The organism is Candidatus Enterococcus ikei (genome assembly GCF_017316105.1).
Taxonomy (GTDB): domain Bacteria; phylum Bacillota; class Bacilli; order Lactobacillales; family Enterococcaceae; genus Enterococcus_L; species Enterococcus_L ikei.
Genome location: NZ_JAFLWD010000034.1, coordinates 49032 through 61087 on the forward strand (window position 1 = coordinate 49032; position 12056 = coordinate 61087).

General features: G+C 36.5%; 9 protein-coding genes. 2 read left to right on the top strand and 7 right to left on the bottom strand.

The annotated features are described in order from the left end of the window. The first annotated feature begins 137 nt into the window (after window positions 1–137). Window positions 138–1598: a cardiolipin synthase gene (cls, locus tag JZO69_RS13260; protein ID WP_207113344.1), complete on the top strand. Its 1461-nt coding sequence runs from the start codon at window positions 138–140 to the stop codon at window positions 1596–1598. 75 nt (window positions 1599–1673) lie between these two features. Continuing rightward, window positions 1674–1952 (top strand): hypothetical protein, encoded by a 279-nt coding sequence (locus JZO69_RS13265; RefSeq protein WP_207113345.1) that lies wholly within the window; start codon window positions 1674–1676, stop codon window positions 1950–1952. 687 nt (window positions 1953–2639) lie between these two features. On the opposite strand, the gene JZO69_RS13270 is transcribed toward JZO69_RS13265, so the two are convergent. From JZO69_RS13270 to JZO69_RS13300, 7 genes are all read right to left on the bottom strand, one after another. Continuing rightward, window positions 2640–2915, bottom strand: a complete 276-nt coding sequence (locus JZO69_RS13270; RefSeq protein ID WP_242586832.1) for a nucleoside deaminase — start codon at window positions 2913–2915, stop codon at window positions 2640–2642. 78 nt (window positions 2916–2993) lie between these two features. After that, window positions 2994–3470: a GNAT family N-acetyltransferase gene (locus JZO69_RS13275; protein WP_207113346.1), complete on the bottom strand. Its 477-nt coding sequence runs from the start codon at window positions 3468–3470 to the stop codon at window positions 2994–2996. Between the two features lie 105 nt (window positions 3471–3575). Beyond that, a complete protein-coding gene (locus JZO69_RS13280) occupies window positions 3576–4919 on the bottom strand; it encodes an FAD-dependent oxidoreductase (RefSeq protein WP_207113347.1) in 1344 nt (447 codons plus the stop codon). Window positions 4920–5244: 325 nt separating this feature from the next. Continuing rightward, window positions 5245–6468 (bottom strand): amidohydrolase family protein, encoded by a 1224-nt coding sequence (locus tag JZO69_RS13285; RefSeq protein WP_207113348.1) that lies wholly within the window; start codon window positions 6466–6468, stop codon window positions 5245–5247. A gap of 25 nt (window positions 6469–6493) precedes the next feature. Continuing rightward, entirely contained in the window at window positions 6494–7849 is a 1356-nt protein-coding gene (locus JZO69_RS13290; protein WP_207113349.1) for a citrate transporter, read from the bottom strand. Between the two features lie 296 nt (window positions 7850–8145). Beyond that, window positions 8146–9075 carry a homoserine O-acetyltransferase MetA gene (gene metA, locus JZO69_RS13295; RefSeq protein ID WP_207113350.1) on the bottom strand — a complete coding sequence of 310 codons (930 nt, stop codon included), beginning with the start codon at window positions 9073–9075 and terminating at the stop codon, window positions 8146–8148. A 167-nt stretch (window positions 9076–9242) separates the two neighbouring features. After that, window positions 9243–12056 (bottom strand): Ig-like domain-containing protein (locus tag JZO69_RS13300; protein ID WP_207113351.1); only part of this gene is annotated, 2814 nt, incomplete at its 5' end.

Consider the following 12056-nt stretch of genomic DNA (forward strand, 5'->3'; position numbering starts at 1 on the left):
AGTCTTATGTTAAATTAAAAACAAAAATCTGGTCGATATTTCAGTTTTTTTATGATATAAATTGTTATTTGTTGGATGAACCAATAGTTTTTGCTATAATCAGTATATTATGTAGTTTAAGGGAGAAATGAAATCAGATGAGAATTTTTATCATCATACTTTTGGGGTTATTGTTATTAAATACGACAGCAGCATTGATTACTGTTTTTAGAAAACCAAGAAGTATTTCGAGTGTTTTAGCATGGATCATGACATTACTATTTTTACCAGGTATCGGATTTATCATTTATCTTTTTTGCGGACGTGGCATCAATGGACAAAAAGTCTTTAATTTGACGTCTTATGATAAAGAAAAAATTACCGAACTCAAAAAAAAGGTTGATGAAGATAATCTAAAATCAGACGGTAAATTAGATATTAATTTGCTAACCGATGCACGTGTGTTAAACAGATACTTTAGAAATATGGATTCTTCACCATTAAGCAAGAGGAACAGTCTAAAAATTTATACTGATGGAAAAGAAAAGTTTGATGCCTTATTCGAAGATATCCGACAGGCTAAAGAAACAGTTCATGTCGAATATTATTCTTTTTTTAACGATCGTATAGGGAATCAGTTTTTAGATTTATTAGGAGAAAAAGTCAAAGAGGGTGTAGCCGTTCATTTGATTTATGACCCTTGGGGTTCTCCTGGAGCAAACAAAAAGTTTTTTGCCAAATTTGTTGCCTTAGGTGGAAAAGTAGCGCCGTTTATTACTTCTAAAAATATGATCAGTAAAACACGCTTAAATTATCATTTGCATCGTAAAATTGTCGTGATCGATGGGAAAATAGGGTGGACTGGTGGATTCAACGTAGGAGATCAATATTTAGGCGAAAGTAAGAAATTCGGTTACTGGAGAGATACGCATATCCGTTTAGTTGGAACATCTGTTTTCTCACTACAAGAGATTTTTATCATGGACTGGAACGCTTCTGTACAACACGACTCACATAAAATGGATTATTTAGAAAACTATTTCCAAATTGCTGATGACAGTGAACTCGGAAACTTAGCGTTACAAGTTGTTTCTGACGGACCCGATTCTGAAGAGGAAATTTTGAAAAGCGGGTTTATCAAAATGATCCTTTCTGCTGAAAAATCAGTCTGGATCCAAACTCCTTATTTAATTCCTGATGATAGTATGATCAACGCTTTATTGATTGCTGTACGTTCAGGGATCGATGTACGTATTATGATTCCATGCATGCCGGATCATCCATTTATCTATCGTGCAACTCAGTATTATGCGAACTACCTGCACAAACGAGGCGTTAAGATCTATATGTATCAAAATGGTTTTTTACATGCGAAAACAATGATCATCGATAACGAGATTTGCATGGTCGGCACTACAAATCAAGATATAAGAAGCTACGCATTGAATTTTGAAGTAAGTACTTTTATCTACGACACACGTATTGCTTGGAAATTAACACAAATCTTTGAAAATGACATGACAGAGAGTCAATTATTGACTGATAAAATGGTTCAAGAACAGTCCCATTGGTTACGTTTTAAACAAAACTTTTCACGTTTATTATCTCCAATACTATAACATGTCTTTTAATCCTTCTTTCTGACATCTATATATGCTAAAATGAAAGAAAAGGTTAAGGAGAGCGATCGTTTAATGGAAGTTTTAGGATTTACATTTATTAATGATATAAGAATCCAGCAAGGTCTTATAATGGAGATTCTGTTAATCAGTGTTTTAATTTTAGTATTCATTGCTATTTTCGGCAACAAATCTAAAAAAGCTACCTATAGCTGGGAAAAGAAAAAAGGTGCGAATGTTAAGCCTTTATTGATAGCATTGATTCTTATTATAGTGTTAATGGTTTATGTATTTATTTCTATGTTTAACGGATCTAAAAAAACTCAACCGCAAAGCGAATTGACGCGTGGTTGAGTTTTTTTGAAGATAAGGGAAGAGTCATAATTAGGGAGAATCAGTTATGAAAAAAATAATTTTATACTAGTTAACATAATATACATTATACAAAGTAGTTATGAACCTTAATTGAACCTCGACCTTAATTCGTATTTTCGTTTACGTTTAGGAATACCTGTTTGTTGTAGACTTTTTTTAATCTCGTGACTATACCAGAAATCATTCAGTAAGTCATTATCCAGAGCGTCAGGATTTTCCTATTTTAGTTTTTTAATCATGAAACGCACTTCTTCGCGCATATACTCTTAATTTTCTTTGAACTTTTTAGCATTTTTTTATGAATTATAGACATGAGACATGCGGACTTCAAATAATCAATCAAATATTTGACGCTAACACAAATTTGCGTTGTCTAATAAAGACTAATTCTCAACTTTCAATAACCCCGCTTTACCAAAAAGTCTTTTTCACCCTTGGCAACTTCAGTTAGCAACACATTAGTTTTTGTTATCTGTATTTCCATATTGTGACTTCTTTACAACTGTTCGTTTTAAAACTCGTTTTTTCTCACACAACTCTAAAAGTCTTTTTGCTTTCCTAGTCATTTTCGGATCTAATGAAATAGTCTTTTATTTCATCTGACATAAAATTCTCAATCAACTCTACTTGATGGATATCATCGCCTCTTCTAACATGGTTCTACACTTAATAACCCCTAAAGCTGGAATCGTTAGCGTATACAACTCCATCAATGCCACTCCAAATGATAGCTGATGAACACAACGGGCAAGGTTCGACTGTTAAGTAAGGCCAATATCCAGTTGGCAACGTAACAGTCTCTAACAGTTCACATGCTGATCTGATTGCATTAATCTCCGCCTGTGCTGCAGGGTCATTTGTTTGAGAAGCTGTCGTTTTACCGATAGCAATAATCTCTGATTTTTCATTGACAATTGTAGCGTGAATGGAATGATCTGACATTGTTTTCTAATTAACTCCATCATGATTTCTGTACTTGGATGCTGGCACATAATGCACTTCTTTTTAGTTTAAGACTTTTTACTTTATTTGTTTTGACATGCTAATATCTGTCGCTATAAAACCTGTTTGTTCATATAAATGAATCGCTCCTTTATTGTGAGCAAATACATGCAAATCAATTTGTGATACATCCATTTCTTTAGCTTTCTCAACAAGAGCATAGATTGTTCGTTTTCCATAACCTAGTTTTCTAAATTCTTCAAACACGATAAAATCATAAATAAATAGTTTGGAATCATAAGGAGTTTTATTTAAATGCACCCAAAGAAATCCAACCTTTTGATCAATTGAATCCTCTTCTATAGCATAAAGAAATTCATTTCTAGTTTCTTTCCCCTCAGGCAAAAGTTCGTTAAAGCTCTTCGTCGCTAAGCTGATTGCCTCTTCTGGATTCCAAGTTCCCGCTGTAATTTTATCTTGCGCATAATCTTTAATTGCAAATGATAGATATTTTTCGTAATCAGTTGCAGTCATTTCTTTTAGTATAATTGTCATCAAAATCTCCACCACTTCAAGTTATTTAATTAAATAATACCATTTTTGCCCTATTAAAAAAAGACGACAGAAAATTTCTTCTCTGAAGTCTTTTTAAATTAAAGATTATTGTTCGTTTTTCATTGCCGCTAATGCAGCTGTATTAATAATATTCCAAGGTTTATCAAACGATGGTTGGAAGAAAAAGTCAGCATAAGCTAAATCTTCAATCGTCATTTTTGCTTTAATTGCTAAAGAGATTGCATTGATATTAGCTGTTAAATCAGCTTTTGACATCAATTGAGCGCCCAAAATTTGTGTTGTTTCAGGATCATATACAAGTTTGAACCAAGCTTTTTGTTTATCAGGGTTGAAGTCCATTAAATAATCCTCAACGACTAAAGCAGACTTAGTTGTTTTATTTAATTTCTTAGCCATTTCTTCATTGATACCTGTAGAAGCAAATTTGTAATCGAAGACAGCTAAACCTGATGAACCTTGAATACCAGGAAATGGTTTTACTGGACCATTTAAGTTTTTCACTGCAAAACGGCCTTGTTTTCTTGCATTAGTTGCTAAAGCAATATTGACTTCTGTTTCACCTGGATTGTATTTGATCAATGTAGCATCACCCACTGCAAAGACATCAGCAACACTTGTTTGCATGTATTCATCTGTTTTGATTAGGCCATTAGGGTGTAGTTCTAATGTGTCTTTCAACCAGCCAGTATTTGGACGTACTCCAACTGCTACAACAACAAGATCAGCTTCGTATTCTGATTTGTCTGTTACAACTTTTTGAACATGTCCATCACCTTTGTAGCTTTGAACCGTTTCGTTTGTTACGACCTTAATATTGTTAGCTTCCATTTCTTCTGTTAAAACATCAGTGAACTCTTTATCTAAATAAACGCCTAAAGGTCGATCTAAAATATCGATAACTGTCACATTTTTTCCAGCTTTTGCAAACGATTCTGCTGCTTCAATACCAATATATCCGCTGCCAATCACAACAACATTGTTCACTTCTGGATCAACTGTTTTTGCTTTTAATTTGATCGCCCATTTTCTACCGCGCATCAAATAGATATTTTCTAATTCTTTTCCTGGAACATTCAATTCAAACGGAACCGCTCCTGGGCTGATGATTAATTTATCGTACTCTTCAACACGTTCATCTCCAGATAACAGATCTTTCACAACTACTTGATGATCTTCAGGTTTGATTGCAGTGATTTCTGTATTTGAAAAGACATTGACTCCTCTGCTCTCCATTTTTTCGCCAGTCATATACCGAACTGAGTTAACGTCTTTTACTTTTCCTTCTAAATAAAGCTGCATACCGCAGGATAGAAAAGAAATAAAATCGCCTTTTTCGTACCATTGGATTTCTGCATCCGGATGAAGATTTAATAATTCCTCAACTGCTTCGTAGCCTCCGTGCGATGAACCTAAAACAATAACTTTCATTTCATGTACCTCCAATATTATTTATTATATAATAAAGAGTATCATATAATCGCATACAATAACAAGTGTTTAAGCTTTTTATTCTCAATTAATTATTTTAATTGAGAATATCGTCATTTATTGCCATATGTAATCCTTACATTATGTGTTCTCAATTAAGTGTTGAAAATATTTTCTCATTCATTCTATTCCTTCAAACAATAATTAATCACTTCAATAAGTTTACATAATATTATTATAGTAACTAATACTATTTTTCTATCCAAACTAAAATAACCATCTATAAACGACAATAAAAATTGTTTATAGATGGTTATTAGATAGATTATTTAAATATTTTTACTTCTTTTTTTACTTCAACGGTAATTTTTCCATTTTTAATAACATAATTTCTTTCAGGTATATCAATGATCGCATCTGCTTTAACTTTTGTGTCTAATAATACTAAGTCAGCTTTATTCCCGACTTGTAGCCCATAATCTGAAAGACCTAATGCTTTTGCAGGGTTATCGGTGATCATCGGTAAAACCGTTGGTAAATCATCCGCTCCGCCAAGGTGACCAACAGGAATTGCCAGCATCGCAATTTGCATCAAATCTCCATTTCCGTATGGGGTAAATGCGTTACGGATATTATTGGTCGCTAAACATACATTGACCCCTGCATCACGCAGTTTTCTAATAGGCGTTACCGCTCTTCTTACATTGTATTTATCATTTCTGGCTCCTAAATGTAAATCAGTTGCCGGTAATGCCATAACACTGATTTGAGCTTCTGACATGAGTGTTATGATTTTTTTTAGGCGCTCAGGTTCAAGCGCATGAAGTGCTGTTAAATGTCCAACAGAAACTCTTCCCTGATAATTTTCAGCAATCGTCTTTTTACATAAGTATTCTATTGAAATATCGGTAGCTTCATCGCTGAAATCTTGATGTAGATCGATATCTTTATTAAACTTTTTAGCAATTTCAAAGACTAGATCGATATGTTTGTCTGCAGGTGCATCGTTATAAGGAATGCCTCCAACAATATCTGCGCCCATTTCCATTGCTTCATACATCATTTTTTCGGTGCCAGGCGCTTTAAAGATTCCTTCTTGTGGAAAAGCTACAACTTGCATATCGATCAAATCTCGATACTCATCTTTCAGTTTCATAATCGTTTTAAATCCAGAAAAACCTTGAGCTGGGTCAAATTCTGCATGCGTTCTAACCGCTGTAACACCATGAGAAATAATCATTTCTAGTGCTTTTTTTGCACGTTGATAAATATCCTCCTCTGTAAATGTTGGTTTCAATTCAGCTGTAACTTTAATTGCTTCTTGCAAAGTACCAGATTTATTTGGTTTTCTATCAGCAATTAATGCTTTATCCAAATGTATATGGCTTTCCACTAATCCAGGAATCAACACGCGCCCATTCGCTTCAATCACCGTCACTGCATTATCAGTTAAATTTTCTGAAATTGCGATGATTTTCCCATCTTTGATTCCTACATCTTGTAAATCTTCACTATCACTTAATCTTGCCTTTTTAATTAAAATATCCATTCTTTAAACACCCCATCTATTTTATTTAAATAAAGAATCCAATTGCAATCAATACAACAGAAGCTAGACTGATCCATTTTACATTCCCTTTTACGACCTCCAAAATTGGAATTTGGAACCCTGAAGATAACGCTTGCATGGTAATGTTAACAAAACTCATTTGACTACCTAATCCCACTCCAACCGCTACTAATCCAAGCTCGATCGAAGAAAAGCCTAATGATACAGCAACAGGCAATACCAAGGTTAACACAGAACCTACATAAGCTCCTGCTGGAACTCCAATCAAAATTCCTGTCAAAATCGCAACTGGAACCATGATCATAATTGGTGCGGAACTAGCAATACCAGCAATCACAGCGAATGTACCTGTTTGAGCGATGATATTAATAAACGCAAGAAATATACCAACCTGGAATAATCGAGTTAAAATATAAGTTGACCCATCCACCATCGCTTCGACTGATTGATTTAAAGTAAAATCTGAACAAATAAAAATCAACGCTAATGTCAAAACCATATAGACTAAAGGCGTCAACAATGGGAATCCAACCAAATCATTTACCACTGGACCAAATATTACTGCAAACAGTAAAAAAATGGCAGGTAAAGTTAATTTAAATAATGCTTTATTACTCATTGATGCATATTCATCGTCACTATTTTCTTTAAAACCGAGATTTCTTCGTTTGGTTCCCCAAAAAGCTAAAATAATTGCTAATGCACAAAAAAGTAACCAAATCGGACGCATGTCTGAAACGTATTTAGCTACACTAAAGTCACCCAATTTAGAAACAATACTAGACTCTAATGAGGCTGGTGATGTTGTAAATGAAACTGCTGCAGCAAGTGACATCGCTGCAATCAGCTCAGGAACCGCACCAACAGCTACAAATGCCAAAGGAGCAATAACCATTGCGCTTCCACCGCCGATGCCAGACATATATGTTGCTGCGGCTAGCAAAATAACAATAAATGCTGAAACATATTCGACTTTACCCTTTGTTCCTCTTTTGGCTAACGTTAACGCTGCCGAGTACCCACCTGATTTAAAAACAGCCATTGCAACAGCTGAATTGATGATCGGTACAGTAATACCAAGCATCATTGGAATTGTTTCTAATAATTGTTTATTCGCTTGCTCTAATCCAATCCCACCGATGATCATCGCTAATACCCCACCGACAAATCCAGCGATAATCATATCAACCTTCATAAATAACAACACTAAAACTAAAATCAACGGGATGATCACAATGATCGCTTTTATTCCTGTAGGTGCCGTAATTGCATCGATTTCTTGTGCAAAAGCAGGTACAAATGAAAACAGAAATAGAATTGACAGCAACAGCCCACTCAAAAACCTTTTAGGTATTTTCATAATTATTCCTCCAATTATAATTGACTTAATTGTTTTTAATAAATAACCACCCTATTTACGAATAATATCAAACTACTATTGATCCTAATCAATGCGTTTGAATTAGTTAAACGTTAACTGTTCTCCTTTCTTCTCCTTATAATACGTTTATTTTTCAAAAAAAGGAACAAGAAAGCATCTTTTTATTTGTAAAAATAAAAAGATTGTTCGCGCTTGCATTTCAATATCCAAGGTATTTGTAAAAAATAAGCTAAAACAAAACGAAGTTTACGTTTGCTTTAGCTTATTTAGATTTACTATTTATTCATTTTCAACAAGTCTGATAAATTATAAGGGGTATTTTGATACACTGCATAGTTTATCCAATTAGAAAATAACAACGATGCTGCCATATGCCAAAGTAATTGTGGAGATTCATCGACATTATTATTAGGGAAATAGTTTTGAGGTATTTTAGGATGTAGCCCTTTTATTTGATCACGTTTAAACTCTTGTTGCAAGGTTTCTCTATCATACTCTAAATGTCCCATCGCATAAAATGCACGGTTATTTTTATTTCCAACTAAAAAAAGACCTGCTTCCTTGGACTCAACTAAAACTTCTAGCTCCTCTGTCGCATCAATATCTTTTCTTTCAATACCTGTATATCGGGAATGAGGTGCGAAAAATACATCGTCAAACCCTTTTAAAATACTCCAAGTCGGGGCCAACACATCATGAACGTATATTCCCGTTAATTTTTGGTCTAATAGATGTTTATCGATTTTGTGATGATAAAATAGACCTGCCTGTGCACCCCAACAAATATGAAAAGTCGAAAATACATGGGAGGTACTCCATTTAAAAATCTCTTGCAATTCTTCCCAATAATCAACTTTTTCAAAAGGAAGCTGCTCGATTGGCGCTCCTGTAATAATCAATCCATCGTAAAAATTCTCTTTGATCTCTTTAAATTGATGATAAAAACGGTCTAAGTGATCACTAGATGTATTCTTGGCTTCATGACTGCTCATGTGTAAGAACTCAACATTGATTTGTAAAGGTGTGTTACTTAATAATCTCAGGAGTTGAACTTCTGTCTCATCTTTTTTTGGCATTAAATTTAAGATTAAAATTTCCAGAGGTCGAATATCTTGGTGCATGGCGCGATCTTCGTCCATTACAAAAATTTTCTCTTTTTCTAAAACTTTGATAGCTGGTAGTTCTTTTGGAACACGAATCGGCATGCATATATCCTCCCTTTCATTCTGTCTTCCTTCATTTTACGATAAAAAAGAATAGAAAGAAAGTTTCTTTATAGGAAAAACTGCACATAATGTTTAAAATCAAAAAAACGTGAGGTGGGATATTGCCCGCCTCACGTTTCATCCTTATAGAAAGTTAATTCAATACGTTATTCTTCTTCTTTATTCTTACGTTTGAAGGAGAATATGCCTAATGCGCCAATCAACAATGCTCCAAGTAATCCCCAATTACTAACTATCTCTCCGTTATTTGGAAGATTTTTTTGAGAACTGCCAAGGTTTTGTAAACCGGTCTTTCCGTTATTAGTTGAACTACCATTGTTGCCATTGCTTCCATTACCGTTGTTATTGTTGCCGTTACCGTTACCATTTCCTGTACCGGCGTCGGCTGGGATAACAAATTCAGTTGGAATACTTCGGTTACCATCTTTATCAAAAGCAACTGCAGTATCTTTCTCGTTAGGTAATACTATACCAACTGGGATTTTAATACTGTAATTACCTGCATCATCTACTTCGCCTGTTCCAACTAATAATCCTGACGGCCCATAAATAGTAACTGTATCATCTGGATCTGCTGTTCCATTTACAGTGTAACCTGTTGTTGAACTACCCGTTACACTATTTACGGTTGGCGGTTTAACCGCTTTTGTAATAGGGTCTAGTGGTAATTTGAAGACAGCAGGTGCGCTTTGATTATTGTCACCATCTTTTGCGATTGCAGTTAATTGCTCATTTGGTACTGCTAATCCAATTGGAAGAGTGATTACAAAAGTTCCATCGGCTCCTACGATTGCTTGACCTAAAAGATCCTCATCGGCATTGTGAATTTCTACTTTGTTTCCTGGTGTAGCTGTTCCAAAAATTGTATAACCAGTTAATGAGCTGCCGGTTACTTTACTAATAGTTGGTGTAGCTACGATTACAGGAGGATCTGCTGGTGTCGTAAATGGTGTTGCAGTACTTGTGTTGCCGGCACCATCTTTCGCTACTGCTTTTAATTGTTCATTCTCTGTTGCTGAACCAGTTGGAATATTGATTGTGTAGTCACCAGTTGAAGTAGCTACGCTCGTTCCAATAACGGTTCCGCCTGTGTTTCTAATTTCCACTGTATTACCAGCTGTAGCCTTACCAACTACTGTATATCCAGAAGTTGAATTCCCTGTCACACTTTGCACTGTTGGTGCTGTAACAGTTACCGAATCTGCTGGTGTTACGAATGAAGTTCCTGGACTAGTGTTACCAGCTGCATCTTTTGCAGTGGCTGTTAATTGTTCGTTAGGTGTAGCTGCTCCTGCTGGAATCGTAACTGTGTAGTTTCCACTTCCATCTGCAACTCCTGTACCAATTACCGTACCACCTGTATTTTTAATCTCAACTGTGCTTCCAGCTGGTGCTGTACCAGTTACTGTGTAGCCTGTAGTTGAATTTCCAGTTACACTATCAACTGTTGGCGCAGTGACTACAACTGGATCTGCTGGTGTCGTAAATGGTGTTGCCGGACTTGTATTGCCGTCACCATCTTTCGCTACTGCTGTTAATTGTTGACTTGGTGCTGCTAATCCAACTGGGATTGTAATTGTGTAATTTCCACTTCCATCTGTAACTCCTGTTCCAATTACAGTACCGCCCGTGTTTCTAATTTCCACTGTATTACCAGCAGTGGCTGTACCTGTTACTGTATAGCCTGTTGCTCCTGTTCCTGTTACACTATCTACTGTTGGTGCAGTGACTGCTACTGGATCTGCTGGTGTCGTAAATGGTGTTGCTGGACTTGTATTTCCGTCACCATCTTTGGCAGTTGCTGTCAATTGCTCACTTGGTGTTGCAGCTCCGACCGGAATTGTAATTGTGTAGTTTCCACTTCCATCCGCTACTGCTGTTCCAATAACTGTACCACCCGTATTTTTAACTTCTACTGTACTTCCAACTGGCGCTGTACCGGTTACCGTATAACCAGTCGTTGAAGTTCCTGCTACATTATCTACTGTTGGCGCTGTAACTACAACTGGATCTGCTGGTGTCGTGAACGATGTAGCTGGGCTTTGATTTCCATCGCCGTCTTTGGCTACTGCAGATAATTGTTGATTTGGTGTCGCTGAGCCTGCTGGAATCACTACTGTATAGTTGCCACTTTGATCTGCAATCGCTGTTCCAATCACTGTTCCGCCTGTATTTCTAATTTCTACTGTGTCTCCAGCTGTCGCTGTACCTGTCACCGTGTATCCTGTTGCTCCTGTTCCCGTTACACTATCAACTGTTGGAGCTGAGACAACGACTGGATCTGTTGGTGTAGTGAAGGCTGTTGCTGGACTTTGGTTGCCATCGGCGTCTTTTGATATTGCAGATAATTGTTCGTTTGGTGTTGCAGAGCCAGCCGGAATAGTCACTGTATAATTACCGCTTGGGTCCACAACAGCCGTTCCGATTATCGTTCCACCTGTGTTTTTAATGTCAATGGTATTTCCCGCTGTCGCTGTACCTGTTACTGTATAGCCTGTCGCTGATGTTCCCGTTACACTATCTACTGTTGGTGCCGCGATAAGTACCGGATCTGCTGGCGTCGTAAAAGGTGTGGGAGTACTTTCAGCTACACCAGATTTTGCAACTGCAGTTAAAGACTCGCTTGCTGTTGCTTGACCTTGTGAAATTGGAATACTGAAATTACCACTACCATCCGCCGTGCCCGTTCCGATTACCGTTCCACCCGCATTGCGAATTTCAACTGTGTTTCCTGCGGTTGCTGTACCTGTCACTGTATAACCTGTTGCTGAGGTACCTGTTGTATCGGTTACTACTGGTGGGGCAATCACTACTCCATCTGCTGGTGTAGTAAATGACGTTGGCGTACTTTCATCCGCTCCAGATTTTGCAACTGCGTTTAAAGATTCATTAGCTGTTGCTTGACCTTGTGGAATTGAAATAGTGAAGTTGCCGCTACCATCCGCTGTTCCTGTTCCAAT

Bases quoted from the DNA above. Each gene is read 5' to 3' on its own strand.
- JZO69_RS13290 (WP_207113349.1), bottom strand. From the start codon at position 7,849: ATGAAAATACCTAAAAGGTTTTTGAGTGGGCTGTTGCTGTCAATTCTA.
- JZO69_RS13270 (WP_242586832.1), bottom strand. From the start codon at position 2,915: ATGTCAGATCATTCCATTCACGCTACAATTGTCAATGAAAAATCAGAG.
- cls (WP_207113344.1), top strand. From the start codon at position 138: ATGAGAATTTTTATCATCATACTTTTGGGGTTATTGTTATTAAATACG.
- JZO69_RS13285 (WP_207113348.1), bottom strand. From the start codon at position 6,468: ATGGATATTTTAATTAAAAAGGCAAGATTAAGTGATAGTGAAGATTTA.
- JZO69_RS13265 (WP_207113345.1), top strand. From the start codon at position 1,674: ATGGAAGTTTTAGGATTTACATTTATTAATGATATAAGAATCCAGCAA.
- JZO69_RS13280 (WP_207113347.1), bottom strand. From the start codon at position 4,919: ATGAAAGTTATTGTTTTAGGTTCATCGCACGGAGGCTACGAAGCAGTT.
- JZO69_RS13275 (WP_207113346.1), bottom strand. From the start codon at position 3,470: ATGACAATTATACTAAAAGAAATGACTGCAACTGATTACGAAAAATAT.
- metA (WP_207113350.1), bottom strand. From the start codon at position 9,075: ATGCCGATTCGTGTTCCAAAAGAACTACCAGCTATCAAAGTTTTAGAA.